The sequence below is a fragment of the Exiguobacterium sp. s132 genome, from assembly GCF_018617235.1.
In the GTDB taxonomy this organism is placed as follows: Bacteria; Bacillota; Bacilli; order Exiguobacteriales; family Exiguobacteriaceae; genus Exiguobacterium; species Exiguobacterium profundum.
In genome coordinates, this window is the sequence record NZ_JACSJU010000002.1 from 122,736 (window position 1) to 148,352 (window position 25,617).

Consider the following 25,617-nt stretch of genomic DNA (forward strand, 5'->3'; position numbering starts at 1 on the left):
TGTAAACGAATTGACTTACACTTCAGGTTTGATGATTTTGAAATATAGGTATGTATGAAATAGCACTGTTAAATAAAAACAATCATTTCATGTGAAAAAGGAGGAAGATTCGATGAACAACACAACGTATAACTTCAATACGTTCATGTCATGGCTACCAGAGCTTTTGCTGGCAATTGTTATTCTCGTAGTCGGTTATATCTTGGCGAAAGTATTGGAAAACGTGACACGTAAAGCATTGAAGAAGGCACGACTCGATGAGCGGGCCGGTATCAAAAAAAATGAGGAGAAAGGAGAAAAGTGGACCCCTGAACGCATTATCGGAAAAGTCGTGTTCTTTGGGGTATTACTCCTCGCATTCCTGATTATCTTTGAATTCATGAACGTTCCAGCCATTACGGAACCATTCAGTCAGATTTATGAAGGATTCTCTGGATTGATTATCGGTGTCATCAAAGCCGGCTTGATTTTACTCGTTGCCTGGGTCATCGCTACCCTGTTGAAAAAAGGGATTCAAATGGCGGGACATCGTTTGAATTTGAGCAAGTTGATGGAAAAAACGGGGCAAGAGTCGACAAGCGTCAACCAAACGAAATGGGTCGACACGGTCGCGAACATCGTCTTCTATCTCGTGCTCTTATTGGCATTACCGGCTGTACTTGACGCCCTTGGACTTCGTGGGGTCAGCGGACCATTCGAAGATTTATTGAACAATTTCCTCGGGTTCATTCCGAAACTTGTCGCAGCAGCGCTCATTTTCGCAATCGGGTATGTGGTGGCGAAGATTGTTCGCGACATTTTGACGAAATTCCTCGAAGCTGCAGGACTAGATCGCTTGGCAGAGCGATTCCATCTATCTGATTACGTGAAAGGATCGAGTCTTGCGAAGGCAATCGGTACAATCGTCTTCATCTTCATCATGATTCCGGTGACGATTTCGGCGCTTGAGGCGCTCGATATTCGAGGGATCTCGGAACCGGCGATTGCGATGCTCAATGATGTCCTTGTCATGATTCCAGACATTCTCGTTGCAATCGTCCTCGTCCTCGTCGGGGTGTTCGTTGCAAAATGGTTGAAAGGGGTCGTTGTATCACTTCTTGAAAATCTTGGCGTCAACTCGTTGGCTCAAAAAATGGGCTTCGGGGAACGTGCGTCTTCGATGTCAATTGCCCAAGTGGTCGGTGTCATTGTCCAAGTAATCGTGATCTTGCTCTTCGTATCCGAAGCGCTTCAAGTCGCGAATCTTGAGTTCATGGCATCCCTCGCGACAGCCATCTTTGCTTACTTGCCGATGGTCATTGCAGCACTCATCATCTTGGCAGTCGGATTCTGGTTGGCGAACATGGCAGAGCGATTAGTTGGAAGTGTACTTGTTGATGGAGCTGGACAACCGAGTGCGCTTCGCTACGTAGCGAAGTATGCGATTCTCGGACTCGTCTTCTTCATGGCAATTAGTCAGCTCGGCATCGCACCGATGATTGTCAATACAGCATTCCTTCTTATTCTTGGAGCTGTTGCCCTTGCCTTCGGTCTTGCTTTCGGTCTTGGTGGTCGCGAGACGGCTGCACGTTATTTGAAAAAGGCAGAGCGACGCATTGATGAAACGGAAGTTTCAAAAGAAGGTCTCGAGCAGGAGAAAGAACAGATGAGCCGCGAAGCGGAAGCTGCAAAACAACAAGCGAAGCAAGGCGTGGAGCAGTCGAAACATGAAGCGGAACAATCGAAACACGAGTTGAAGCGAGATGTTCAAAATCCAAAAGTTGACCATGTTGATGGACCGGAACCGAATCCGTTCCATGAAAACATCACTCCGGATCAGGACAATCGATCACTTGATGATAACGATGGTCCGTTACGCCCATAATCGATGCTTGAACGGGTCTCCTACAAGGAGATCCGTTTTTTTGTGTTCAACTCAAGCATAAATCTGGTCGATAGTAAAAGAAAAGAGTGTAGGGGTGAGGGGAATGTTTGAACGTTTTCAACGGACGCTCGTGATGAACTATATCATCGGCTCAGGTTTGGCCGTCTTTGGAGTAGGTGGTGTCTTTATTTTTCAAACGCTTGACCTGTCCATTCGAGAGATTTTACTACTGTTAGGCATCATGTTGGGGTCAGGGATAGTTATGATTTTCTCAGAACTACTCTTATACCGTCGCCACATTCGACCGATACGACAGCTTTTTATGATCGAATCCCCATCGATTGACGAATTGACGTCGGCATTCGAACAAGCGAGTCGATTCCCGATTTTAACGGTGCAACGGATTTTAGGTCCTCATTTGTTTGGATTATCCATCCCGTCAATTGGTTTAACCGCCGTTTTTATTCAGATGGGGTGGATTGACTTACCTTATCGTTTGATCGGCTTGGCTGCAATCGGGGCCGTCATGATTGCGGTACTACATGCCTTGATTGAATATTTTTTGACGGTTCGATCGGTTGAGCCATTACTTGTATACATGAAAGAAAGGCATCTCGAACTTTATCATCTGCCTATTCATGCAACGTATCGATCATTTAGTGTCCGAACTAAATTATTGATCAGTATGCTCATTACGGGTATCTTTCCCATCATGTTGTTCATGTTGGCGTCGAGTGTCCAATTGTCGACTTCGACTCGAACGGATACGTATTGGAATTGGGCGCTCGTGATTCTTGTCATCATCGTCGGAATTGCGGTGTTATGCAGTTTCTTACTCTATGACAACATCAAACGTCCGATTGGATTTTTGACGTCCGGCATCGAACAGATGGAGTCGGGACAACTTCAGAAAATCGAGAATCCGTACTTAGATGAGTTCGCCCAACTGATTGGGGGATTCAATCAAATGGTTGAGACGGTAACTGCTCGTGAACAAGAAAACGCACAGCTGTTAGACAGTCTCTTCATTTTATTCGCAGCAACGCTCGATGCACGTGATCCCTACACAGCAGGTCATTCGGAGCGTGTCGCGATGTATTCCGTTGAGCTTGCTCGCGCCATTGGCTTACCGCATGCACAAGTCGATTTACTCAACAAGTCGGCACTTCTACATGACATCGGGAAAATTGGAATTCGAGATGACGTCCTACTAAAAGAAGGGAAGCTGACAGACGAAGAGTTTTCAAAAATTCAAGAACATCCGACCATTGGCATCCATATTTTGAGTCAAATTCATTTACCTGCATCGCTTCAACCGATTTTAGCCGGAGTTCGATCGCACCACGAACGAATCGATGGGAAAGGATACCCGGACCGCTTACATGCGGTCGACATTCCGTTATTCGGAAGAATCATGGCGATTGCCGATGCTTATGATGCCATGACATCAGATCGACCCTATCGGTCAGGGATGCCAGTGGAAAAGGCGCTTTCCATATTGGAGAGCGGTCGGGGAACACAATGGGACGCGGAATTTGTGGACGTATTCGTCCAGCTTCGTCGTCAGGGCATATCAGCATAAGAAAAGGAGCAGCACCTCGTGTGCCGCTCCTTTGTCATATAGTTTGAAAGGCATATACCCCGAATACAGCTCCAATGACGACAACGACGAGGTTGACCCGTAGTAGCGCCAGGAAAGTGGCTACCACTCCTCCGAATAAGGCAGACGAGGTGGTGGTGGTGGAGGATAGGACGCCCGGAAAAATCAAACTAGCCAGTACCGCATACGGGATGAAGGAAAGAAATCGTTTCATATATGCCGGTAACGCCAATTCCTTTAGCCAGAGTAGCGGGACGAGGCGAGGGATATACGTGACAAGTGCCAATCCTAGAACGAGTAGAAACAACGATATCATGTGACCTCTTCCTCCTTAAATACGAAAGCACCGATTCCGGCTGCGACAACGGTCGCGACGATGATTCGAATCCCATCTGAGATTGAGAAGAACGGGGTGATGACCCAATGGAGTATGGCTTGAATAATGATAGCTAAGCTTGCTACGACGAAGACAGGACGAGTCGTTAATGATGGAACGAGTAACCCGATGAACATCGCATATAGCGCAATCCCCATACTCGCCTGTAATGTGCTTGGAAGACCGAAGGCGAGGAAGACCCCCATCCACGTCCCGACATTCCAAGCAAGAAATGCGATTGTATTCAACCCGAGCACGAACATACCGGAACGGGCCTCTTGACGAGTAGAGGCGATGCTGAACGTTTCGTCGGTCACACCAAACGCGATGGTAGCCAATAGTCTTCGAGATGTACTCTCAATCCGTTGGGATAGTGAGGCGGACATTAAAAAATGGCGAGAGTTTAGAATGAACGTCGTCAAAATGATTTCCCAATACATCGAACCGGCCATCAGAAGTTGTACCGTAATGAACTGACTTGCCCCGGCAAAGATCAAAAAGGACATCGATAATGTGATAGCATTCGGCAAGTTGAAAGATTGTGCCAAAAGACCGAAGGCAATCGCAATCGGGATATATCCGATGGCGACGGGAATGCCGGCGCGTAGTCCTGCGCGAAACGTGGGTTGCGGTGAAGTTGGTGATGTGGGATGAATCGAAGTCGCCATGATAGCCCTCCTCCATAATTAAGATGATTTCTATGTCATTCGGGATGAATAAACGGTTTCCTGCTCAAATGATAAAAAAGAGGGTATACATGTATCGTTAAGGAGGGTGATTACATGAGTCGTGCTGAAGAATTTTTGGCATCCTATCATCGAATCGAGGACTACTTGAGTCGAGAGATGGGAGATGGGCAACATTTCAGTTTTAGTAACATGGTGAATCGGTTAGCGAAACAAAATCCAATCATCGACCGGTATAAAGAAGATTTACATCAGATGAGTCAACTACGAAATGCCATCGTCCATGAGCGGCGTGAACCTGATTTTATTATCGCGGAGCCACACGAGTCGCTTGTTGCATTGATTTTAGAAGTAGAGCGAGAGCTCCTTCATCCACGTCTCGTCATTCCATTATTTGCGAAATCGGTGGTGACGTTTCAGTCGGAAGATTTTTTGACGGAAGTACTCCGGGAGATTCGAGATAAAAATTATTCGCAATTCCCTGTATATCATGACAATGGGTCTTGGCGCGGACTGTTGACGAAAAAAGGAGTGACCAGTTGGCTAGCCGAAACAATCGACGGGCCCAACTTGTCACTCAAAGGAGTTCGGGTGAAGCACGTGCTCCACCACGATCCGCATATGCACCGGTATCGATTCATTCGAAAGGATGCGACCGTAATCGAGGCACAGCACTGCTTTACGCAAATGAAAGAGGGCGCACGATATGACGCCCTTCTGATTACAGAGACCGGAAATCCGGATGAACCGCTACTCGGCATCATCCGTCCTCAAGATTTATTGAACGCGCTCCGTTGAGGCGAGATGTTCAATGGCGACCTCATATTGGGTAACGGTGTTGCCGAGGACGATTGGTTTCACTTCTGAAGTCCCGTCATCACGTTTCTTATGGGCGTGCTTATAAGCATTGCTGTCGCGCCAGTTCTCAAAGCTGTCTGCATCACGCCACGTGGTCATGATGACGACATGATCCATCGCCTCATCAGACGTATCCGTCAACACTTGCATACGGACAAAGCCATCCATCGCTTCGATTCCTTTAGTCGTTTCGAAGCGTGCTTTGACCGCGTCGGCCTTTCCTTTTTCAACGTCTAGTTTGTTCATCACAATCCACATCCCACATTTCCCCCTATACGAATAAGATGACTCCATTATAACGTGAACAGGGAAATGCCTGAAAAAGGATGCTCACTCAACGTTTGCTCCACCATTCTTCGAACGCCCAGTTCTTCTGCTTCATCATCGTCGCTTCAGTGACACCGACATAACGCAAATGCCAAGGTTCGTAATTGTATCCCGTGATTTTCTCTTTTCCTTTTGGATAGCGGACGATAAATCCATAGAGATGGGCGTTTTGAAGCATCCATTTCCCTTCAGGCGATCGGTCGAAGGATTCATATAGGCCTAGACGCATGCGTTGACTCGTCATATCAACGGCGAGACCCGTTTGATGTTCACTATGACCGGGACGTGCCACATATTTTGAAGCATATGCGACCCCACGTGTGTTGACGTAATAGGCATAGAGTGACTTTTGTGTCGAGTAAGATCGGTAGGCGCTAAGGGCGTATAACGTATGACCTTGCTTCCGACCGGCGTAATATAGTTTAGCCAAAGCGTATGCTGCTTCCGCTGTCATCAAGGTCCGTTCACTCCCTTTTTGATAAACAGTTGGAATGGTTAATGTGACAAGTTGTGGGGAACGGTAAGTGGACGGGAGTGCATTCGCCTTGTTGACTAGTCGTAAACGGTCTGCAGAAGGCATTTTAGGGATGCCGGCTTTCAAGTTGGCAGAGGGAGTGAAGTACTTCGTATTTCCGATATAGACGTTCGACCAGCTCCGGTTATAGGTCGTGTAGCGGACCGGGACGTTCGTTCGTAGCGTCTTAAGAATTGGAGAAGATTGCATGGCACGACCGTACAAATACGTCGTTTTAATCGTATAACCTGGTTGTGGGGACGAGGATGCCGCTGTCACCGGCGACACTTGAAACAACAGCAAACAAATGATCAAGATACGCAAGGACTTCATGGCAAAACGCCTCCTCGAGAGTTAGATGATGTTCCTTTTCCCTTTTTTCTGAAAGAGTGCACATCTTTTATCCGCCCACAGGTCGGAAGAGGATACGCCTAGGGCCCGATGAAGGTGAGCATGAAATCCGATACAATAAAGATAACGAATGAGATCGTAGAGAGGAGTGAGCGAATGGAAGCTTTAATTGGGTTACCGCTCTTATTGCTCGTCCTATTCTTTGCCTTTTTATACTTTAATATTAAAGGGCTATCGAATATGTGGAAGGACTATAATCGAACGAAATCGATGATTCCGCTCGGATTCTTCATCGTCGGGATTATCGGGATTTTCACAGGAGTGTGGACGTGGCTCGTCATTTTGATTTATTACGTCGTCCGACCGAAAGACTAAACACTGTGTGCAGACGCATACGGTGTTTTTGCTATACTGAGGACGAGGTGTTGAGATGGAGAAATTGATAAAAGCATGGTTTATCGTGACGTTGATCACGTTCGGAATCTTTAAACTTGGTGAAGTGATGACGACCCCTTACTCGGAAACACCGAGTGAAGGGAATCTTTACTGGATTGTTCTCTTAATTGGATGGCCGTTTCTGTTGTTGTTTATTTGGATCACCGTTCGTTTGACACATCGAGTCGTCGCATCCGTGCGACCGTTTGGAAAGGTCAGTTTAGCGATCGGAAGTTTCGTCATGGCCGGTATAGCTTGGATGACTAACCAATCACAGGCGACGTCTCTTCGAGAAGGGATTCGTTTATCAGCCAATGAGTCGTACGCAGAAGGATGGAACCAGTTCACGAATATCATCTATATGAACCAGCTGACGTTCTTCCTTTTGACGGTCAGTTGTATGGGAGTCGGAATTCTCTCATCATTCTTCCTGAACAAAAAACAGCGAGACGAAGCCGTTTGAGCTTCGTCTCGCTGTTTTTATAGGTGTTCTTTATAAAGACGTGCATAGCGATCCGCAGCGATAATGGCGTCAGCAACTTCTTCAGGTGTAACATCGAAACCGCTATGAATCGTTTCGCCATCTGCCGTGGCCGCTTTCCCGACCTTCAAGATATCGTCTCGAGATGCATCTTTCAATTTGATATCTTCAAGTGTGACCGGTAAGTCGAGTGCCATATAAAAGGCGACATAGTGTTCGAACTCCTCTTGAGGGCGTCCTTCGAGTGCGAGTTGCACGAGTGTTCCAAATGCAACTTTTTCACCGTGCGTCAAATGGTGGATGTCTCCTTCAAGTGCGGTGAATCCATTGTGAATGGCATGGGCTGCAGCCAAGCCACCACTTTCAAAGCCGAGCCCGCTCAATAAGGTGTTGGCTTCCACAACGGCTTCAAGCGCAGGTGTGACGACTTTTGCTTTCACAGCTTCATACGCTTGAATCCCATATGTGAATAGAACCTCTTCACACCGTTCGGCAATCGCCTCCGCCGCAAGTGTCGGGACACCGCCAGCCATCGTCTTGCCTCCGAATGCCAGGACACTTCGCACTTCCACCCACGTGGCCAATGCATCGGCAATACCTGACGCTAAGAAGCGTGGCGGTGCTTGTGCAATCAATTCCGTATCCACAAGGACGAGATCCGGATTCTTTTTATAGAAACGGTAGCTTTCGAAATTGCCTTCATCTGTATATATGACCGACAATGCGCTCGTCGGTGCATCCGTAGAGGCGATGGTCGGTACAATGACGATACGCGCATCCAATTCATCTGCGACCGCTTTTGCTGTATCGAGCGTTTTCCCACCGCCGAGACCGATAACAAACGCTGTTTCATGCTTCTTAGCGTCTGTAGCGATTCGAGTGATTTCGTGCTTCGACGCTTCTCCGACGAAATCAGCTTTCGTCGCTTTGAGCTGACTCGCTTGCAGAGACTGGGTCACCCGTTCGCCAATCAACTCCCATACGACGTCATCCGCGATAAGTAACGCGTTTGAACCGAAGTGAGCGACAAACTCTCCGATGCGATCAATCGTTTGTTTCCCTTGCACATACTTGGCCGGACTGATGAAAATGCGTTCTGACATAGTGAACTCCATCCTTTCATATCGGGTTTAATGTAAGTGCTTACAAGCTCATCATACTACAGTTGGTAAAGAATGTTCGTGAAGATTACATGAAGAACGGCAGCTGACCGAGCACAAGTAATAGGATGATGATGGCGACGACAATGAGAAATCCCCAATCGTTCATTCGTTTCGTCATAGCACACGTCTCCTTCATGGGTTGGAATTGCGATTCCTCTTCAGTATAGGATGTGGTGAGAAAAAGGGAGGTTGAATAAATCACCAGGTCAAAAAAAGATATACCTTGTCGTGTGGGAACAGGTCATCGGGTTTAACAGATGATTAATCGGGAACAGTAGAGTCGTATGTTGATTTTCTTGAAGGAGGAATTGAGTATGTCGAAACATGTACTGATTGTCACAACGTCAGCAAATCAATTATCAAATGGTCATGCAACGGGATTATGGCTTGAAGAGTTTGCCGTTCCTTATTTATTGTTCGAAAAAGAAGGGTATAAAGTGACGGTCGCGAGTATCGAAGGTGGAGACGTGCCAATCGATGCGAATAGTTTAGAAGATGGTTTGTCAGAAGACATTCTCAATACACGGGAATTGCTCAAAGATACAGCCCGTCTCGATCAAGTCGCAGACGAGTCGTACGATGCAATCTTCTTACCGGGAGGTCACGGGACAGTTGTTGATTTCCCAGGAAATGAAACGTTACAACGTGTCATTCGCAACGTATACGAAAGTGGGAATATTGTCGGGGCAGTTTGTCACGGACCAATTGGATTGGTCAATGTGAAACTCAGCAACGACGAGCCACTCGTTAAAGATAAACAGGTGACAGGGTTCACCGATGCAGAAGAAAAAGAGATGCAGCTTGATTCTGCCGTCCCGTTCTTGCTTGAAACAGGACTACGCAATCAAGGCGGGCAGTTCAAGGGAGCTGACAACTGGGCGGTGAACGTGGCGGTTGACGAACGTCTCGTCACTGGTCAGAACCCTCAGTCTTCTGAAGCGGTCGGGAAAGAACTTGTTAAGCTACTCGGATAATCGTGTGAAGCAACTTCGAATGTCGAAGTTGCTTTTTAGTGTTTGGACATATGTCCTATTCAAGTCTTCTTTCTTTTCGTAAAGTCAGACGGAGAGAAAGGGGAATGACATGGGAATTTTATTTGCCATCTTATCAGGGACGTTCATCGCCCTTCAAGGAATCTTTAATGCAAAACTAGGAGATGCGGTAGGCGCATGGATGTCCGTCACCATCGTTCATTTTGTCGGACTTCTGTTGGCACTTGCGATTTACTTCTTCAAGCGAGATGCGGACATGACAGCCTTCAAGCGCGTACCTTGGTATTATAGTTTAGGAGGATTGTTCGGTGTATTCGTTGTCTTCGGCGAATTGACGGCGATTCAACAACTAGGGGTCACATGGGCAATCTGTGTATTGCTTGTGGCACAATTAGTAGGAGCCTTCATCATCGATTTGAATGGTTGGTTTGGTGTCAAACGGAAACCGATGAACACGGGACAGGTCATGGGACTCGTCTTGATGGTTGTTGGAATCGGAATCTATACATTTTCTTAAGGAGTTCACTTTACATGATGGATATTATGGATGCACTGAAACGATTGCAGTGGAATCATCTGTTTTCGAATGAAACGCTTGAGTCTTCGTCCGTGGTGACATATGCGTCTGGGACCATGTTATGTTCGAACGATCAGCACATCGAATCTTTATTCGTCGTCCTTGAAGGGCGTGTCAAAATTTATACGCTCAGTGAAGAAGGGAAATTGCGATTGTTGCGTCTGAAGGCTGCTCCAACATTGATTGGAGATATCGAATATGCGAGCGGGCGCAATGTATTGCATACGGTTGAAGCGGTTGGTCCCGTAACATGTCTGCGCATCCCTTTCGAGGCGCTTCGAAGATATAATCGAACGGTCGAATTCACGGAGCATCTGTTACGAGGCGTGTCCGAAAAATTATTCATTGAGGCGAACGCCTCGTCGAATCATCTCATGTCGACTTTAGAAGAGCGCTTGGCCGGTTACTTGATTTCACTCAGTGAATCAGGGAATGAACTGTTTCAAGCGGAGATGAGTCAACTGAAGCGTAAAGAAGTCGCAGAGTGGCTAGGGACGAGTTATCGTCACTTGAACCGAACGTTGCAGGCATTCGTGGATGAAGGATTGGTCAAACGAACGAGAAAAGAAGTCATCATTTTAAATAGTGAGCGATTGAAAGAACGTGCGAACGGCATGTTTTATGAGTAAGGAGGGGTTATATGATTTTTGGTATCATCTGTTCGGCTGTGGCTGGGGCATTTATTAGTGTACAGGCGGCGGTCAACGCGAAAATGAACATAAATTTAGGGGCTTGGGCCACCACCGTATTGGTCTTTATCGTTGGTTTGGTCGGATCCATCATCCCGTTGTTATTATTTGGAGGAAACCTTGCTGGATTACGTGACTTGTCGCCGATCTATTGGCTTGGTGGTTTGCTTGGGGTCGGGGTCGTGTACTGTGTCATGCGCAGCATCCAGTTACTCGGACCCACATTGTCTGTGTCACTCATTCTCGTGTCACAACTCATTTGGGCGTTAGTCGTCGATTTATATGGCGCCTTCGGGATGCCTCAAATCACGTTATCGGCCGGACAAATTGTAGGGCTCACCATCTTGCTTGTCGGGGTCATTCTCTTTAAACAGTCTCAGACGGCGGCTATCGCCAAACAAGCTGTCAACGAAGCCACTTCTTGAGGAGTGGCTATTTTTCTGAGCAAAACGGGTACAGGTTGGTAACGATTTTTTGATAAAATGAAGCAGTATGCTTTAAAAATTAGCTGAGGTGATGAAAAAAGTGGATTCTTCCATAGTGATTGATTTGTTGATTGTTTTGTTTTTGATTGTGTTGAACGGGATTTTTGCGATGACAGAAATTGCGCTCATCTCATCGAAACCTGCAAAACTTGAGGTTGAAGCAAATCGAGGAAAACGAAGTGCCAAGATTGCGCTTCATTATTCGAAAGACCCGACAGATTTGTTGTCGACCGTTCAAGTCGGAATCACATTGATTGGGATTATTAACGGGGCATACGGGGGCGCACGCTTCTCGGCACCGCTCGCATCGGCATTTGAACAAGCCGGAATGAGTACGCAGTATGCCGGAACCGTTGCTTATGTGGCCGTCGTTACGATTATTACGTATCTGTCGCTCATCATTGGTGAATTGGTCCCGAAACGGATTGCGCTCGTCTCGCCTGAAAAAGTAACGATGGCAATCATTCCGTCGCTCGATTTATTCAGTAAAGTGATGAAACCGTTCATTTGGATTTTATCGAAATCGACACTCTTTTTGTTCAAATTGTTAGGGTTGAAGGCGGAACAGACGAGTGGGGAGACTGAGCTCGAGATCAAACAACTCTTGTTTGAAGGCGCCCAGCAAGGGCAGTTCGCTCATGAAGAAGTTCGACAAGTCGAACGTGTCTTTGCGTTTCATGATCAATTGATTTATGAGCTCATGCAACCACGGACGACGCTCGAATGGGTCGACTTAGAAGATGACATGGACGATATGAAGAAATCGATCTATGAAAGTAAACATAACAAGTTACCGGTTGGACGCGACTCGCTTGACGATTTTGTCGGGTACATCGACGTACGTGACATCTTGACGTTGCCGACACTGCGTGAGCCGTCACAGATTTTGAAGCGCATCAAACAGCCGCTCATCGTTCCAAAACAGCGAGAGGCGAGCCAGGTGCTTCAAATGATGCAGAAAAATGGCGTCGAAATCGCCTTTGTTTTAGATGAATACGGCGGATTCCTTGGCATGGTCACCTTGTTCGATATTTTAGAAGAAATCGTCGGAGAGGTGATGATTGAAGAGGATACACCGGAAGTGGTACGTCGTGAAGATGGATCATATTTGGCGGATGGGTTACTCGGGATCGAGGATTTGAAGCGAACGTTCGAGATTCGGGATGACCGATTCGATGAAGGGCGCAACTCCTATCATACGCTCGCAGGACTCGTCATTTACGCACTCGGTGATTTTCCGAAACGAGGCGATGTGGTCGAAGCCTATGGTCTTCGCTTTGAAGTCGTGGATATGGACGGAAAGCGTGTCGACCAAGTGCTTGTTTCAGAATTAAAAGAACCAATTACTGAAGAGGACTGATGCGATGCATCAGCCCTCTTTTTCGTGTGTCATCCACGTTCGTCGTAAAGCTCCTAACAAGACTTGGGCTGTGTGCAACATCGCTCGTTCATCCACGTCGAAGCGGGGATGATGATGCGGAAAGATTGCGGAGAGCTCGGGATTTCCTGCTCCTGTGAAGAAAAAGCTACCAGGAACGTGCTCGACATAATAAGCGAAATCTTCCCCGACCATAAGTGGTGCCATCTCAATGACACCGTCTGCACCAACGACCTCCACCGCACTCTCACGGACGAGTTCCGTTTCGGTCACATGATTCACGACAGCAGGATATCCTTTTATATACTCCAATTCATAATCAGCATCGCTCGCTTCACAGACGGAACGAATGATCCGCTCCATATCGGAGATGATTTTTTCTTGCGTCTCCCGAGTGAATGTACGCACGGTACCCGATAATTTGGCTTCTTCGGCAATGACGTTGAACGCTTGCCCGGAATGGAGCGTACCGATGGTCAGCACGGCAGGTTCGAGCGGATCGATGCGCCGACTGACGACCTGTTGGAGATGATTTGCCACGTTCACGGCAACCATGAGGGCATCGACTGTATGTTGCGGAATCGCGCCATGTCCACCTTTTCCTGTAATGGTCAATTCAAAGCGATCTGCCGCAGCCATGACAGGACCTGTTTTCACGCCAATCGTTCCGAACGGAAGTGGCGTCCAAATGTGCGCACCGTATATATAATCCACGTTGTCGAGACAGCCGTCTTCAATCATCGGTTTGGCACCACCTGGAGCCAATTCTTCTGCGAACTGGTGAATCAACACGACGTCTCCTGGAAGGCTCATCTCAGTCAATACTTTCGCTAAAACGAGAAGTGTCGCCGTGTGGGCATCGTGTCCACACGCATGCATGACCCCGTTCACTTTTGAACGATACGGGACATCTTTCACATCTTGGATGGGAAGGGCGTCAAAATCGGCACGTAATGCGATGGTCGGACCGTCACCGCCTTTGATTCGACCGACGACCCCATTGCCGCCAACGTGCTCACGTACTTCAATCCCAAGTTCACGGAGATACGAGGCAATCATCTTTGGTGTTTCGACTTCTTGAAAAGACAGTTCAGGATATTGGTGAAAATGGCGTCTTAGGGACACCATTTCTTCGAACAACTCGGTCAAACGTACTTCGGCATGCGTGACGATCATTGCGAACACTCCTTTGTGGTTACCATGTCAAGAAATGAATTCATTTACAAATTGTTATGAAAGTTAAGCTTATCTTATACGAGTAAAGGGAATTAATACAGGAGAAAATGAAGAAATGAGGTGCCAACATGGGGTGGATTATTGCGATTGTAGCGGTTGTCGTGCTTGTACTCATCTATTTTTCGATGTACAACGGGCTCGTCAAATATCGAAATTGGGTCGATGAGGCATGGGCTCAAATCGATGTACAGTTGAAGCGGCGGTATGATCTGATTCCGAACTTGGTCGAAACGGTGAAAGGCTATGCGAAACATGAACAAGAAACGCTTACAAAGGTCGTCGAACTGAGAAACCAGCTCGGAGAAAAGTCGAATCGTCAAGACCAGATGGCAGTGAACGATCAATTGAGTGGAGCACTGAAAAATCTCTTCGCGCTTCGTGAGGCGTACCCAGATTTGAAGGCGAATGAGAACTTCAAGATGTTGCAGGAAGAATTGACGCAGACAGAAAACAAAGTGGCGTATTCGCGCCAGCTCTATAATAATACGGTCATGAAATATAACACGAAAATCGAATCGGTCCCGACGAACATCATCGCTTCCGTCCATCATTTCGAAAAGCGCGATATGCTCGAGGCACGTGCCGAAGAGCGCGAGAACGTTCGCGTTTCGTTTTGATGAATCGAGGTGGCGCGTATGCTCCTCTATGAACAGATTCGAAAGAATAAAGTGAAGACGGTCTTCATCGTCACAGGGTTTGTCCTATTCGTCCTTCTCGTTGGGGCGGCGATTTCCTACGTCAACTACGGGGACGCAGTTCCAGGTTTAATTTTCACACCTATTTTCTCGTTGTTTTATGTCGGTATCGTCATCATGTCGAGTACGAACATCGTCATGAAGATGAATCGGGCGCAAGAAGTGACATCGGTGGAAGAGCACCGCTTTTTATGGCATACGGTCGAAAACATGGCGATGGTCGCGCGAGTGCCGATGCCGCGCATCTTTATCATCAACGACCCATCGCCAAACGCATTTGCGACGGGGTTGAAGCCAGAAAAGGCGGCTGTCGCCGTCACGACGGGACTGTTGGATCGATTATCGCGCGAAGAAATAGAAGGGGTGATTGCGCACGAGGTCGCGCATATTAAAAATTATGATGTCCGACTCTCGACGGTCACGCTCGCACTCGTTTCAGTCATCGCTATCATGAGCGATATCGGGTCGCGCATGCTGTTCTTTAGAAGTATCGGTGGAAGACGCGATCAAAACCAGAATCCCATCCTTTTGATCATCGGACTCGTCTTGTTGGTGTTGGCACCGCTCATCGCGATGCTCATCAATATGGCGATTTCACGGAATCGTGAGTTTTTGGCAGATGCGAGTGGGGCGGAACTGACCCGCAACCCGGATGCTCTCGCCTCAGCGCTTGAGAAGATTGCGAACGTCGAGACACCGGTCGAGCAAGCGTCGAGTGCCTCGGCACCACTTTACTTCTCCGATCCACTCAAGAAGAAAGTGAGTGGTCTATTCTCAACACATCCCGATCCGGTCGAACGCATTTCCCGACTTCGTCAAATGTAGTCAGAGCCTGTCCGGTTGCGGCAGGCTCTTTATGTTACACTGAACTGGGAAAATAAGGGGGTGGATGAGTTGAATAAAAAGATATACATAGGTTTAGGCGGCGCTTTACTAGTCGCATTATTTTTATTTGGGCTAGGGCCATATATTGTACATACAGTACTTAAGGTTTTCATGTGGCTCACACAGTACATCTTACCGTGGATCTTCCTCTACTATTTCATTCAATTTTATAAACAATATACAGCCAAACAAGAAAAGCCACCTGAATGAGGTGGCTTTCGACGTTTATCCGGCGCGGTGGCTACGGATTTTTTCAATCTCATCGAGGACGAACTGAACGTTTGTGCCGACAATGACTTGAATATGGTTTGGACTGACGACTTTGATTCCCGGAATACCGGCTTTTTTGATTTGATCTTGGTTGACCGTATCCATGTCTTTGACATCGACGCGTAGGCGTGTGATGCACGACTCGATGCCTGTGACGTTGCTGTCACCGCCAAGACCGTCATAAATCATATGTGCCATTGCTGAGTATTCGCTACCTGAAGCTGATGCGACCGGAGCGACTTTCGCTTCACCGTCTGCCGTCTCACTTGCAACCGCATCGACGACTTCATCTGGTTCACGGCCTGGCGTCGCCAAGTTGAGCTTCACAATCATAAAGCGGAAGATGACGTAATAAATGACTGCGAACACGAGACCTTGAACGATGAGCATGTACGGTTGGTTCGCAAGCGGCAAGCGTGAGCTCAAGATAAAGTCGACCAAGCCTGCGCTGAATCCAAAGCCAGCTGTCCATTGGAACGTTGCTGCAACGAAGAGCGAAATTCCTGTAAGGACTGCGTGTACAAGGTAAAGAACAGGAGCGAGGAACATGAATGAGAACTCGAGCGGTTCTGTTACACCTGTGAAGAATGAAGCGAATGCCGCTGCGAGAAGAAGTGAAGCGGCTTGTTTTTTCCGTTTCGTTTTCGCTGTGTGGTACATCGCGAGTGCTGCGGCCGGGAGACCGAACATCATGATTGGGAAGTAACCTGCTTGGTACATCCCCGTTACACCTTTTTCACCTTGACCTGACCAGAAGTTTCCGATGTCGTTGATTCCTGCGACGTCGAACCAGAATACAGAGTTGAGGGCGTGGTGAAGGCCGGTTGGAATCAAGAGGCGGTTAAAGAATCCGTAAAGTCCGGCACCGAATGCGCCAAGTTTTGAAATCGATTCACCGAAACCGACGAGACCTGTATAGACGACCGGCCAGATGAAGTAAAGAGCGACCGATACAAGAATCATCGAGAAGGCTGTCATGATTGGTACGAGACGCTTCCCACTAAAGAAGGCGAGAGCATCTGGCAATTTGACTTGACTGAAGCGGTTATACATGGAAGCGGCGACGAGACCGGATAGAATCCCGACAAAAGCATTCCCAATCTTACCGAATGCCGGGTTGACGGCTTCTACGTCGATTCCTTGGAACAATGCTACCGTTCCTGCTGAGAGAAGCGTTGTGACCGTCAAGAAGGCAACGAGTCCACTTAGTGCTGCTGAACCGTCACGGTTCTTAGCCATTCCGAGCGCGACCCCGACTGCGAACAGAATTGGGATGTTATCAATAATAGCGGCCCCTGCCTTAATTAAGAATGCAGCGGCAATGTTTTCAGATCCCCAGCCGACTGGGTCAATCCAATAACCAATCCCCATGAGAATGGCAGCAGCCGGTAGTACGGCGACCGGTAACATGAGGGAACGTCCGAGACGTTGGAAAAAGTTCATCATTGTTGATTTCCTCCTTTTTGATGGTGTTGATCTTGTAGACGTTGGATGTGAAGCGTGATATAACCAAGTTCTGACTCGGGCAAGACGATGCCATAGGTCTCTTCCATTTCTTTTGCGACATCTGATGCACACGCATAGGCAGACGTGAACTTCGTCTGAATCATGCGGAGCATGTCTTCATCAATCGTATGATGATCGTAATGGTTGACCCGATCCATGACGAACCGTAAATGAGTTAATAATCGTTGGTAGGATAAGTCATCTTCTTCAATGGATACATCGAGTCGTCGTGAAATCGATTGAATCATGTCGCGGACAATTGTTGTCTGTTTGACCGTCTTGCGTAAATCACCTCCTTTCACTTTCATCGTATGAATATGAAGCGCGATGAACGCAGCTTCGTCTTTCGGCATTTGGACGTTGAGCTTTTCAGCGATATGCTCAATCGCCCATAGTCCAATCTCATATTCATTCCGATAGAGGATTTTAATCTCGTTCAACAGTTTGTTGCGTAATGAGATGCCATCCATTTCCCGCTCGATGGCGAACGAGATGTGGTCGGTCAAGACAATGTGGATATGTTCGTTGAACGATGTCTCGAGACGTTTTTCCGCATAAGAGATAATGTCCTCGGAAACGGTGAAGTGTTCAACGGGAATCCGACTCAATAACTGTTGGAACTTGTCATTCTCTGGCATGATGAACAACTTTTCGATTTTATGGGGATTGACGATGTCGTTCTTCGCTTTTTTAAACGCGACGCCAGGGCCAATCGCAATCTTTTCTTCACCCTCGTCTGAGACGATGACCGCATTGTTGTTTAGAATCTTTTTGATTTTAATCATGTGTCCTCCTTATTCCGGAGTCACGCTTCCACTCGGGCGACAATCGTCTTGCCCGGAACAGCTTCCTTCGTGAACGTGAAGGCGTAATGATGGGCAAGTGCGCCACCATTCGTCACGACCATTGGCGTGACCGTGTCCTTACCAGCTTGATGAATTTGCGCCAAGTCTGCTGTGAGTAACAGCTGTCCCGTCTTGACGTGGTCGCCCACATCTACTTGAAGATCAAACGGTCGACCTTCGAGTTCAACGGTATCGAGTCCGACGTGTATCAAAATCTCAGCCCCATCCTCGGTCCGAATGCCGATGGCGTGCTTTGTTGGAGCGATTTGTACAATCTCTCCATCAGCCGGTGAGACGACGGCACCGTCTGTTGGTGTGATGGCAATGCCATCGCCCATCATTTTTTCACTAAAGACCGGGTCCGCAACTTGTTCGAGTGGAATGACGTCTCCTTCCATTGGTGAGTGCAGTGTCGGTTTGTGTCGATTCATTAACTTATTCCATAGCATGTCTACTACATCCTTTCTTGAAACAAAACACCGAAAAACAAAACAGGCATGGAGTATAGACGGGTGGCATGCACCGTACGTCTTACCCCATGCCTGATCGAATCAGTCACATGTGATCACTATTCGTTTCTTCACGTTCAACATAACATGTGTTGGTTTGAGACACAAGTCTTTTTTTGAAAGCGTTCTCTAAAATTTTACAAGGGAACGAATCTATTGTATAGTAAGGGCGAATCTAAGTAAGAAAGGTGTTGCATGTTGATGAGTGAGGTTGTATCTGCCTAACGAACTGAAAAATGTCGGATGACACGTCTTTTTGTCATGCCGTCATGTTCCGTTACAGATACCGCCCATCAAAAACTGCCAGACACCCGTCTGTCTTTTTGCGTTGGTCGTCATCGACCGACGCTTTTTTGTTTGCGCGGTATCTCGATTCTATCATTTGAGGAGAGAGAAACATGAACGAACAAACATTTGAAAAATTACAATACAACGAATTGATGATGAAAGTAGAACGCTTCTGCATCAGCGGATTCGGGAGACGATTACTCAGACAGCAACGCCCAACGAGCCACATTACGACGGTGAAGAAGCGCCTGCAAGAAACATCCGAAGCCCGAGCGATTTTAGATGCGACGTCACACGTCCCGTTCATCGGTGTGTCTGACATGGAGACCATTATCGGAAAACTGCAACGAGGCATCCAACTCGAGGCAACAGAGCTTGAAGCGGTCGCCGAGTTTTTACGAGGGGCACGCAAACTCAAGCGATTCATGCTCGAGCATGAATTCTTTGCGCCGCTTCTTTCGGCTTATGCTTCAGGAATGGGCGAATGGCGGACGTTAGAAGAAGACATCACACAATCGATTCGAGCCGGACAGGTCGTCGATGAAGCATCAAAAGAGTTGAAGCGGATTCGGAAGCAAGTCGACATTTTAGAAGGACGAATCGAGGAACGATTGAACAAGTTCTTAAAGAGCGCCGCCAATCGCGAGATGATCCAAGACGGATTCGTCACGAAAAAACAGGATCGCTTCACCATCCCAATCAAAGCTTCCTATAAGCATAAAGTGGCAGGGACGATTGTGGATACATCGAATCGTGGGACGACGGTCTTTATCGAACCGGAAGCGATCGCGAAGTTAAACGCTGAACTTGTCGTCAAGCGTACAGAAGAAGCGGTAGAGGTGTATCAAGTGCTAGCGACGTTGACGGGAGCGGTGACAGAAGTCCTTCCTGACATCGAATCGACGCTCGATGTCATCGCCCAGTACGATATGGTCTTCGCCAAAGGGAAGTACAGTCAGTCGATTGACGGGGTGACACCACACGTCAATGCGAGCGGTCGCATCCGATTGAAGCAAGTACGTCATCCACTTTTAGAAAGCGCCGTTCCACTCGACTTTGCCATCGGTACAGACTATCGCGGCTTGATCATCACCGGACCGAACGCCGGAGGGAAGACGGTCGTCTTGAAAACGATTGGACTCCTTAGTCTCATGACGATGACGGGACTGCATATCCCAGCTCACACCGATACGATCATTTCGACGTTCGATGAAGTGTTCGTCGATATCGGAGATAATCAAGACTTGGAATCGGCACTCAGTACATTCTCTGCACACATGTACAATGTGGCGAATATCATGCAGACCGCTGGAAAACGTTCGCTCTTGTTATTCGATGAGATTGGGAGCGGGACGGAACCGAATGAAGGGGCGGCTCTTGCAATTGCCATCTTGGAAGCGGCATATAAACGGGGCGCAATCGTTGTGGCATCGACACATTATGGTGAAATCAAATCCTATTCTGAAGCCCACCCAGATTTCATGAACGCTGCGATGCAGTTTGATCCGGAAACGCTCGAACCGAAATATCGGCTGATCATGGGGCAGTCTGGCGACAGCAACGCTCTTTTTATCGCCCGTAAGATGAGGCTGCCGGAATCGATTTTGAAACAGGCATCCCGTTATATGAACGAGAAAACGTATGATATTACGAAAGTCGATGATTCTAAAATTACGCGAGAAGTGGAGATGGCCCCGCTTGAAGAAACAGAGCATTTTGAAAAAGGTGACCGTGTCCGCTTGTTAGAGACGAATCAAGTCGGTCTTGTCTATTCGTTTGATGCATCGCGTCGACATGTCCGAGTGTTCGTAGATTTGGAATATGTAGAGTTGCCGAGCCGCCGCGTTCGTCTTGAGGCACGTGCAACAGAACTCTATCCGGCTGACTATGATTTAGATACGTTATTCACGACGTATCAGGAGCGTAAGGAAGCCCACGACTTTGCTCGAGGATCAAAGAAAGCGTTACGACGAGTAGAGAAAGAGATCCGAGAAAGGAAGAAACAAGAGCAATCTAACCGGAAATAAAATGTCTAGATTCATTTAGAAAGGGCGGCCACCGCGAGTGGCTGCCCTTTTGACTTATAAGCTATTGCTTTGATTTTCTACGTTGCTGTCGCTCTCTGTTGAAGCATCGTCATCTGAAGAAGTTGAGTCGTCATGGTGTGGACCGTGACCATGGCGACCACCTTCACGTCCACCGCGCATACCACGAATATCTTCCAAGTCATCGTAACTTGTCACATCGGCAAACCGTTCTTTGTGGTCCGCAAGGATTTGATCCGCGTCTTCTTGCGTCAAGTTTCCTTCTTCCACAGCGGTTGCGAGTTTTTCTTCATGCGACGTCATGATCGCGTCGATGAACGCTTCAATTGAAATCCCTTTTTCTTCTGCGAGTTCAGGGAGAGATTGCCCGTTTTCGCGAGCCACATCCACTTCTTCTTGCGTTAAACCGAGCGCTTCGATGAGAGCGGCATGCCCTGCTTCTCGGTCACCGAACATACCAGGCCCTCGTTCACCACGTTCGCATTGTGTGGATGCTGTCGTTGTCGATTCATCAGTCGTCGTGTCATTCGTCGCGGCATATACGCCTGTGCCTGAGACGGCCAATAGACCGGCTAAGGCGATTGCTAGTTTTGTTGATTTCATGTGTATCTCCTCCTTTGTTACTTCAATTGTAGGACTGAACGCTTCGGAAGTTGTGAGGGAGTTGCAAGATTTCTGCAAATTGTCTTTGGGAAACGGTGGGACGTTTGATGGGTACGATATAATGGATGTGGAGGCGATATGAGATGAACGTACTCGTTGTGGAAGATGAACTAAAACTGGCGGACGGCATGTCCCGCTTTTTAACATATTCCGGATTTGAGGTGACCGTGGCGATGACTTTGAGTGAGGCGAAACAACAGTTGCATCAACGGTTTGATGCAGTTTTATTGGATGTTCGACTCCCTGACGGAGAAGGTTGGACCTTGATTCCGACATTAAAAGCGCAACAGCCCGCACCTGCTATTATCCTGACGACGGCTCGTGGTGAGGCGGATGATCGCGTGTTCGGATTGGAACTTGGCGCAGACGATTATTTAGTCAAACCCATCGTTTTAAAAGAGTTGGAGATTCGACTGAAACGTCTCGTCAAACAAACCGATATGATTCAATTTGGAACGCTCACCATCGACGTCAAATCGAGAATGGTACAAGAGAACGGACATCCGCTTCGATTAACGAACAAAGAGTATGAGTTGTTACTGTATCTTTGGAAACATGTCGGGGAGGCGTTAGACCGGAACCGTTTGCTCGATGAGGTGTGGGACTACGCATTCGTCGGAGATACACGAACGGTCGACACCCACATTAAACAACTGCGTGACAAATCGCCGACCTTGAAAGAACAGTTGAAGACGGTGCACCGGGTCGGTTATCGATTAGAGGAACTGTCATGAATCGATTAATGAAGAAGTTACTTTGGACGGCCATTCTACCACTTGCAGTGATGGCACTTTTAACATTCGGACTCACGTCATTATTGATTGGACGCTTCGCAGAAGAGGAGACGTACGCACAATTGGAGCGCGAGGCGGCGATTGTGTATGAAGCCATTCAAGAGAGCCGTGGAATCCCGGGGCAACTTGACGTGCTTGTATTTCAAAATGGGCAGCGTATCGAGTTCGAACGAGGCGGACGGATGCATCGCATGATGCCAATCAACCTCGATCCGAATGATTTAGCGATTCAGGACGAAGTGGGTGTAAATGGTACCCGCTTCTTGACGTATCTGAAAGAAGAAGGGGACATTCAAATCGTGACATATAGTCCCGTTCCGTTTTCAAATCCACAATTCCAGCAAATCTACCTCATCTTAGCGGGTGGGTTTATTCTGGCCCTACTTGTCGCAATCGCTGTCACGTATTGGATGAGTCGTCGGCTCACGCAACCGCTCGTCGAGTTGAAACAAGCGACCGCATCCATTATGGAGGGGCGACACGATATTAGCTTGCCGAGCGTGACGAACGATGAGATTGGGGATTTGACCGTCACCATCGGACAGATGAACACGTCACTTCAAGAAAAAGAGGCGCTTCAAAAATCATTTATCTCTGGGGTCACACACGATGTGCGTACACCGCTCGCTATCGTTCGAAACGAGGCGGAACTATTAGAGCTCGGTGTCGTCCATGAAACAGAGATGGCCACAACCGGTAAAAGCATTACCGAGGAAGTGGACCGGATTGACCGACTCGTCAATCAGATGCTCGAATACTCTAAATTGTCCGCAGGTTCGATTCCACTTGAAATGGAATCGATTCAACTGGATGAATTGGTTCGTCGGTTGACACCACGCATGTCTGAGTTGTTCCGACAAAAAGACGTGACACTCGACCTCCGACTCGAAACGGTATCAATCCAAGCTGATCGATTGGCGATGGAACGAGTGCTCTCAAATTTCATAAGCAATGCGTATGAGGCGAGCCCTGTCGGGGGAAGAATCACCATCACTCTAACCCCGAAGCGATTAGAAGTGACCGACGAAGGAAACGGGGTTGATCCTTCCATTCAGCATGCGATATGGGATATGTATGTGAAAGGAGATCGCTCCAACGGCCATGGTTTAGGTCTCGCTATCACGAAATTACTTCTTGACGCACAAGGACTTTCTTATGGCGTCGATTCAGATAAGGGGGCAACATTTTGGATCGAATGGACATGACTTTATTTTTGCGTGGGGTACGGTTAGAGGGGGAACGCATTCATTCAACGGGTTATCCGTACTCGTTACCAATCTTTCAGACACTCGATGAACTGACGTTTCATCATCCTGTCACGTTTCTTGTTGGAGAGAACGGGAGTGGGAAATCGACGTTGATTGAAGGGATGGCCGTGGCGGCCGGATTCAATCCGGAAGGCGGGGCGCCGTCCTTCCAATTCGAAACAGAGTCGACACATAGCTCGTTGTATGAGGCGTTGCGTCCGATTCGAGGGCCGTATCGACCAAAGGATGGCTTTTTCTTACGCGCCGAGACGGCATACCAGCTGTCGAGTTATGTAGATGAGATGGCGAAATTAGGACGAGATCCTGAGCGGTTTTATGAATCATACGGCGGACGTTCTCTTCATGAACAGTCGCATGGGGAAGCGTTTCTCTCCCTCATGTTGCACCGATTTCGTGGAGAGGGGCTTTACATTTTGGATGAGCCGGAGGCCGCATTGTCTCCGATGCGCCAACTGACGATGCTCGCACGCATGCATGAACTTGTCCAGTCCGGGAGTCAATTTATCATCGCGAGTCATTCACCCATCTTGATGTCGTATCCGGGTGCGATGATTTTACAAGTGGAAACGGGACTCTCCCCGACGTCGTTTGACGACCTCGAGCACGTGAGGGTGATGCGTGACTATTTACAGGCACCGGAACGGATGCAGCGAATCTTGTTTGAAGAGTAAAAAACGGTCACGATGTAAGCGGTTTACTTTTTATGTTGACGTCAAGATTTATAGGGAGTATGCTTATATCGAAAAGAAGAAAATCCACTTTAGGATTGTTACTGGTGATGCAGGCAAAACCTAAATTGACGCCACGACTGTATGTTGGACGTTGGTGTGAATTTAGGTTTTTTTCTTTTTAGTTCAGTCGAATGAGAGTGAGGTGAGGAGACCATGCAGATTTCAAAAGTGTTCAATAATAACGTCGTAGCAATTGATGCGAACGGTCAAGAACAGGTCGTGATGGGGCGCGGGATTGCATTTCAAAAACGGCCAGGCGATCCGATTGACCAGACGCGAATCGAAAAAATCTTTACGCTCGAGAGTAAAGAAAGCTATGAGCGTTTCGTTCACTTTTTAAATGAAATGCCGACGGATGAGATGGAGACGGTGAAACAGATTGTCAGATTAGCCGAAGAGCGATTAAAACAACCTATTCATGATTCGCTCTACGTGACGCTAGCGGACCACCTTCATTTCGCGCTTAGTCGGTATCAGGATGGAATCCAGATTCGTAACCCTCTCGTTTGGGAAGTGAAACGATTTTATGCTCCGGAGTTTGCTGTCGGCAAAGAAGCGGTAAAATTGATCAATGCGCAACACGAGGTCAACCTGGATGAAGATGAGGCCGTTGCGATTGCCTTACATCTCGTCAATGCGACGATGTCTGGTGTGAAAGGTGAAAACCTGCATCTCGTAACGGAGATGACAAAAGCCACCCAAGCCATTTTGACCATTATCACGTATCATTTTCAAATCGAGCTGGATGAAGAGTCATACGCCTATTCTCGATTTTTGACTCATTTAAAGTACTTTGTGCAGCGCCTCGCATCGGGGGAAAAGGTCAAGTCCACAGGTGACGAAACCTTGTTCTTGATGGTGAAGCAGAGATATCCTGAAGCGTTCGAATGCGTTGAAAAAATCGCTGGATTGATCGCGACGAAATATCGTTATGATGTATCGATGGACGAACGGCTGTATATGATGATTCATATCGAAAACTTAATGAAAGAACGTCGATCCTAAGGATGGTTACTGATGACGCAGGCCAAACCTAAATGACTACACCTTTATTTGTGTAGTGATTTAGGTTTTTCTTTTTATCCAAAAACATGAGGAGTGAACAA

At 47.6% G+C, this 25,617-nt stretch carries 27 protein-coding genes; 17 read left to right on the plus strand and 10 right to left on the minus strand.

Annotated elements, in window-relative coordinates; genetic code table 11:
• The first annotated feature begins 112 nt into the window (after nt 1–112).
• Both KNO78_RS11235 and KNO78_RS11240 read left to right on the plus strand, forming a co-directional pair.
• The gene (locus KNO78_RS11235) at nt 113–1,864 is read left to right on the plus strand and encodes a mechanosensitive ion channel (RefSeq protein WP_214691367.1); all 1,752 of its coding nucleotides are present in this window, start codon (nt 113–115) and stop codon (nt 1,862–1,864) included.
• Between the two features lie 103 nt (nt 1,865–1,967).
• Nucleotides 1,968–3,446 carry an HD-GYP domain-containing protein gene (locus KNO78_RS11240; protein WP_214691366.1) on the plus strand — a complete coding sequence of 493 codons (1,479 nt, stop codon included), beginning with the start codon at nt 1,968–1,970 and terminating at the stop codon, nt 3,444–3,446.
• Between the two features lie 34 nt (nt 3,447–3,480).
• Here KNO78_RS11240 and KNO78_RS11245 read toward each other — a convergent pair whose 3' ends face one another.
• Together KNO78_RS11245 and KNO78_RS11250 are read right to left on the minus strand one after the other, a co-directional pair.
• Complete coding sequence (locus KNO78_RS11245; protein WP_196431716.1) at nt 3,481–3,780, minus strand: AzlD domain-containing protein; 300 nt, start codon at nt 3,778–3,780, stop codon at nt 3,481–3,483.
• Nucleotides 3,777–4,508, minus strand: coding sequence for an AzlC family ABC transporter permease (locus KNO78_RS11250; RefSeq protein WP_159563266.1), 732 nt, complete (start codon nt 4,506–4,508; stop codon nt 3,777–3,779). Before KNO78_RS11250 ends, KNO78_RS11245 begins: the two co-directional genes overlap by 4 nt.
• Before the next feature lie 114 nt (nt 4,509–4,622).
• Here KNO78_RS11250 and KNO78_RS11255 point away from each other — a divergent pair, with 114 nt between their 5' ends.
• Nucleotides 4,623–5,324: a CBS domain-containing protein gene (locus tag KNO78_RS11255; protein WP_074035110.1), complete on the plus strand. Its 702-nt coding sequence runs from the start codon at nt 4,623–4,625 to the stop codon at nt 5,322–5,324.
• On the opposite strand, the gene KNO78_RS11260 is transcribed toward KNO78_RS11255, so the two are convergent.
• Both KNO78_RS11260 and KNO78_RS11265 read right to left on the minus strand, forming a co-directional pair.
• Nucleotides 5,304–5,642 (minus strand): antibiotic biosynthesis monooxygenase, encoded by a 339-nt coding sequence (locus tag KNO78_RS11260; protein WP_074035108.1) that lies wholly within the window; start codon nt 5,640–5,642, stop codon nt 5,304–5,306. The two genes, KNO78_RS11255 and KNO78_RS11260, sit on opposite strands and share 21 nt — an antisense overlap.
• A 76-nt stretch (nt 5,643–5,718) precedes the next feature.
• Complete coding sequence (locus tag KNO78_RS11265) at nt 5,719–6,558, minus strand: M15 family metallopeptidase (RefSeq protein WP_159563267.1); 840 nt, start codon at nt 6,556–6,558, stop codon at nt 5,719–5,721.
• Nucleotides 6,559–6,732: 174 nt separating this feature from the next.
• On the opposite strand from KNO78_RS11265, the gene KNO78_RS11270 reads away from it, so the two are divergent.
• Nucleotides 6,733–6,951: a hypothetical protein gene (locus KNO78_RS11270; RefSeq protein WP_015880340.1), complete on the plus strand. Its 219-nt coding sequence runs from the start codon at nt 6,733–6,735 to the stop codon at nt 6,949–6,951.
• Nucleotides 6,952–7,006: 55 nt separating this feature from the next.
• On the plus strand, nt 7,007–7,474 hold the full coding sequence (locus tag KNO78_RS11275; protein WP_214691365.1) for a hypothetical protein: 468 nt from the start codon (nt 7,007–7,009) through the stop codon (nt 7,472–7,474).
• Nucleotides 7,475–7,491: 17 nt separating this feature from the next.
• Here the strand turns inward: KNO78_RS11275 and KNO78_RS11280 are convergent, their stop codons facing one another.
• Nucleotides 7,492–8,595 carry a glycerol dehydrogenase gene (locus tag KNO78_RS11280; RefSeq protein ID WP_214691364.1) on the minus strand — a complete coding sequence of 368 codons (1,104 nt, stop codon included), beginning with the start codon at nt 8,593–8,595 and terminating at the stop codon, nt 7,492–7,494.
• 374 nt (nt 8,596–8,969) lie between these two features.
• Between KNO78_RS11280 and KNO78_RS11285 the strand changes: the two genes are divergently transcribed.
• From KNO78_RS11285 to KNO78_RS11305, 5 genes are all read left to right on the plus strand, one after another.
• Nucleotides 8,970–9,629: a type 1 glutamine amidotransferase domain-containing protein gene (locus KNO78_RS11285; RefSeq protein ID WP_031424259.1), complete on the plus strand. Its 660-nt coding sequence runs from the start codon at nt 8,970–8,972 to the stop codon at nt 9,627–9,629.
• A gap of 109 nt (nt 9,630–9,738) precedes the next feature.
• A complete protein-coding gene (locus KNO78_RS11290; RefSeq protein WP_015880345.1) occupies nt 9,739–10,164 on the plus strand; it encodes a DMT family transporter in 426 nt (141 codons plus the stop codon).
• 14 nt (nt 10,165–10,178) lie between these two features.
• The gene (locus KNO78_RS11295) at nt 10,179–10,853 is read left to right on the plus strand and encodes a Crp/Fnr family transcriptional regulator (protein WP_074035100.1); all 675 of its coding nucleotides are present in this window, start codon (nt 10,179–10,181) and stop codon (nt 10,851–10,853) included.
• Nucleotides 10,854–10,864: 11 nt separating this feature from the next.
• On the plus strand, nt 10,865–11,338 hold the full coding sequence (locus KNO78_RS11300) for a DMT family transporter (protein ID WP_196431722.1): 474 nt from the start codon (nt 10,865–10,867) through the stop codon (nt 11,336–11,338).
• A gap of 91 nt (nt 11,339–11,429) precedes the next feature.
• Complete coding sequence (locus KNO78_RS11305) at nt 11,430–12,758, plus strand: hemolysin family protein (RefSeq protein WP_031424263.1); 1,329 nt, start codon at nt 11,430–11,432, stop codon at nt 12,756–12,758.
• A 9-nt stretch (nt 12,759–12,767) separates the two neighbouring features.
• Here KNO78_RS11305 and KNO78_RS11310 read toward each other — a convergent pair whose 3' ends face one another.
• Nucleotides 12,768–13,952, minus strand: a complete 1,185-nt coding sequence (locus KNO78_RS11310) for an amidohydrolase (RefSeq protein ID WP_074035098.1) — start codon at nt 13,950–13,952, stop codon at nt 12,768–12,770.
• Nucleotides 13,953–14,080: 128 nt separating this feature from the next.
• Here KNO78_RS11310 and KNO78_RS11315 point away from each other — a divergent pair, with 128 nt between their 5' ends.
• Both KNO78_RS11315 and htpX read left to right on the plus strand, forming a co-directional pair.
• Nucleotides 14,081–14,629, plus strand: a complete 549-nt coding sequence (locus tag KNO78_RS11315) for a LemA family protein (RefSeq protein WP_074035096.1) — start codon at nt 14,081–14,083, stop codon at nt 14,627–14,629.
• An 18-nt stretch (nt 14,630–14,647) separates the two neighbouring features.
• A complete protein-coding gene (gene htpX, locus KNO78_RS11320) occupies nt 14,648–15,532 on the plus strand; it encodes a zinc metalloprotease HtpX (protein WP_074035094.1) in 885 nt (294 codons plus the stop codon).
• A 285-nt stretch (nt 15,533–15,817) separates the two neighbouring features.
• Here htpX and nagE read toward each other — a convergent pair whose 3' ends face one another.
• Genes nagE through KNO78_RS11335 form a run of 3 tightly spaced genes read right to left on the minus strand, consistent with a single transcriptional unit; the run spans nt 15,818 to nt 18,662 of the window.
• A complete protein-coding gene (gene nagE / locus KNO78_RS11325; protein ID WP_015880354.1) occupies nt 15,818–17,308 on the minus strand; it encodes an N-acetylglucosamine-specific PTS transporter subunit IIBC in 1,491 nt (496 codons plus the stop codon).
• Entirely contained in the window at nt 17,305–18,153 is an 849-nt protein-coding gene (locus tag KNO78_RS11330) for a PRD domain-containing protein (protein ID WP_015880355.1), read from the minus strand. The genes nagE and KNO78_RS11330 overlap by 4 nt, the downstream gene beginning before the upstream one ends.
• Nucleotides 18,154–18,173: 20 nt before the next feature.
• On the minus strand, nt 18,174–18,662 hold the full coding sequence (locus KNO78_RS11335) for a PTS sugar transporter subunit IIA (protein WP_015880356.1): 489 nt from the start codon (nt 18,660–18,662) through the stop codon (nt 18,174–18,176).
• Nucleotides 18,663–19,120: 458 nt separating this feature from the next.
• Between KNO78_RS11335 and KNO78_RS11340 the strand changes: the two genes are divergently transcribed.
• On the plus strand, nt 19,121–21,037 hold the full coding sequence (locus KNO78_RS11340) for an endonuclease MutS2 (protein ID WP_214691363.1): 1,917 nt from the start codon (nt 19,121–19,123) through the stop codon (nt 21,035–21,037).
• 54 nt (nt 21,038–21,091) lie between these two features.
• On the opposite strand, the gene KNO78_RS11345 is transcribed toward KNO78_RS11340, so the two are convergent.
• On the minus strand, nt 21,092–21,658 hold the full coding sequence (locus KNO78_RS11345; RefSeq protein ID WP_214691362.1) for a hypothetical protein: 567 nt from the start codon (nt 21,656–21,658) through the stop codon (nt 21,092–21,094).
• A gap of 143 nt (nt 21,659–21,801) precedes the next feature.
• Here KNO78_RS11345 and KNO78_RS11350 point away from each other — a divergent pair, with 143 nt between their 5' ends.
• The 4 genes from KNO78_RS11350 to licT all read left to right on the plus strand — a co-directional run bounded on the left by KNO78_RS11350 (nt 21,802) and on the right by licT (nt 25,516).
• Nucleotides 21,802–22,452: a response regulator transcription factor gene (locus KNO78_RS11350; RefSeq protein ID WP_078146057.1), complete on the plus strand. Its 651-nt coding sequence runs from the start codon at nt 21,802–21,804 to the stop codon at nt 22,450–22,452.
• Complete coding sequence (locus tag KNO78_RS11355; protein WP_159563278.1) at nt 22,449–23,717, plus strand: sensor histidine kinase; 1,269 nt, start codon at nt 22,449–22,451, stop codon at nt 23,715–23,717. The genes KNO78_RS11350 and KNO78_RS11355 overlap by 4 nt, the downstream gene beginning before the upstream one ends.
• Entirely contained in the window at nt 23,708–24,451 is a 744-nt protein-coding gene (locus tag KNO78_RS11360) for an AAA family ATPase (RefSeq protein ID WP_214691426.1), read from the plus strand. Before KNO78_RS11355 ends, KNO78_RS11360 begins: the two co-directional genes overlap by 10 nt.
• A gap of 213 nt (nt 24,452–24,664) precedes the next feature.
• On the plus strand, nt 24,665–25,516 hold the full coding sequence (licT, locus tag KNO78_RS11365) for a BglG family transcription antiterminator LicT (RefSeq protein ID WP_074035086.1): 852 nt from the start codon (nt 24,665–24,667) through the stop codon (nt 25,514–25,516).
• The last annotated feature ends 101 nt before the right edge of the window (nt 25,517–25,617 follow it).

Excerpts from the sequence above, each read along its gene's own strand:
- KNO78_RS11245 (WP_196431716.1), bottom strand. The coding sequence starts at position 3,780 with ATGATATCGTTGTTTCTACTCGTTCTAGGATTGGCACTTGTCACGTAT.
- KNO78_RS11345 (WP_214691362.1), bottom strand. The coding sequence starts at position 21,658 with ATGAAATCAACAAAACTAGCAATCGCCTTAGCCGGTCTATTGGCCGTC.
- KNO78_RS11250 (WP_159563266.1), bottom strand. The coding sequence starts at position 4,508 with ATGGCGACTTCGATTCATCCCACATCACCAACTTCACCGCAACCCACG.
- KNO78_RS11275 (WP_214691365.1), top strand. The coding sequence starts at position 7,007 with ATGGAGAAATTGATAAAAGCATGGTTTATCGTGACGTTGATCACGTTC.
- KNO78_RS11295 (WP_074035100.1), top strand. The coding sequence starts at position 10,179 with ATGATGGATATTATGGATGCACTGAAACGATTGCAGTGGAATCATCTG.
- KNO78_RS11310 (WP_074035098.1), bottom strand. The coding sequence starts at position 13,952 with ATGATCGTCACGCATGCCGAAGTACGTTTGACCGAGTTGTTCGAAGAA.
- KNO78_RS11315 (WP_074035096.1), top strand. The coding sequence starts at position 14,081 with ATGGGGTGGATTATTGCGATTGTAGCGGTTGTCGTGCTTGTACTCATC.
- KNO78_RS11280 (WP_214691364.1), bottom strand. The coding sequence starts at position 8,595 with ATGTCAGAACGCATTTTCATCAGTCCGGCCAAGTATGTGCAAGGGAAA.
- KNO78_RS11265 (WP_159563267.1), bottom strand. The coding sequence starts at position 6,558 with ATGAAGTCCTTGCGTATCTTGATCATTTGTTTGCTGTTGTTTCAAGTG.
- KNO78_RS11335 (WP_015880356.1), bottom strand. The coding sequence starts at position 18,662 with ATGCTATGGAATAAGTTAATGAATCGACACAAACCGACACTGCACTCA.
- KNO78_RS11255 (WP_074035110.1), top strand. The coding sequence starts at position 4,623 with ATGAGTCGTGCTGAAGAATTTTTGGCATCCTATCATCGAATCGAGGAC.
- KNO78_RS11240 (WP_214691366.1), top strand. The coding sequence starts at position 1,968 with ATGTTTGAACGTTTTCAACGGACGCTCGTGATGAACTATATCATCGGC.
- KNO78_RS11305 (WP_031424263.1), top strand. The coding sequence starts at position 11,430 with ATGAAAAAAGTGGATTCTTCCATAGTGATTGATTTGTTGATTGTTTTG.
- KNO78_RS11350 (WP_078146057.1), top strand. The coding sequence starts at position 21,802 with ATGAACGTACTCGTTGTGGAAGATGAACTAAAACTGGCGGACGGCATG.
- KNO78_RS11355 (WP_159563278.1), top strand. The coding sequence starts at position 22,449 with ATGAATCGATTAATGAAGAAGTTACTTTGGACGGCCATTCTACCACTT.
- nagE (WP_015880354.1), bottom strand. The coding sequence starts at position 17,308 with ATGATGAACTTTTTCCAACGTCTCGGACGTTCCCTCATGTTACCGGTC.
- KNO78_RS11340 (WP_214691363.1), top strand. The coding sequence starts at position 19,121 with ATGAACGAACAAACATTTGAAAAATTACAATACAACGAATTGATGATG.
- KNO78_RS11360 (WP_214691426.1), top strand. The coding sequence starts at position 23,708 with ATGGACATGACTTTATTTTTGCGTGGGGTACGGTTAGAGGGGGAACGC.
- KNO78_RS11260 (WP_074035108.1), bottom strand. The coding sequence starts at position 5,642 with ATGTGGATTGTGATGAACAAACTAGACGTTGAAAAAGGAAAGGCCGAC.
- htpX (WP_074035094.1), top strand. The coding sequence starts at position 14,648 with ATGCTCCTCTATGAACAGATTCGAAAGAATAAAGTGAAGACGGTCTTC.
- KNO78_RS11290 (WP_015880345.1), top strand. The coding sequence starts at position 9,739 with ATGGGAATTTTATTTGCCATCTTATCAGGGACGTTCATCGCCCTTCAA.
- KNO78_RS11330 (WP_015880355.1), bottom strand. The coding sequence starts at position 18,153 with ATGATTAAAATCAAAAAGATTCTAAACAACAATGCGGTCATCGTCTCA.
- KNO78_RS11235 (WP_214691367.1), top strand. The coding sequence starts at position 113 with ATGAACAACACAACGTATAACTTCAATACGTTCATGTCATGGCTACCA.
- KNO78_RS11270 (WP_015880340.1), top strand. The coding sequence starts at position 6,733 with ATGGAAGCTTTAATTGGGTTACCGCTCTTATTGCTCGTCCTATTCTTT.
- licT (WP_074035086.1), top strand. The coding sequence starts at position 24,665 with ATGCAGATTTCAAAAGTGTTCAATAATAACGTCGTAGCAATTGATGCG.
- KNO78_RS11285 (WP_031424259.1), top strand. The coding sequence starts at position 8,970 with ATGTCGAAACATGTACTGATTGTCACAACGTCAGCAAATCAATTATCA.
- KNO78_RS11300 (WP_196431722.1), top strand. The coding sequence starts at position 10,865 with ATGATTTTTGGTATCATCTGTTCGGCTGTGGCTGGGGCATTTATTAGT.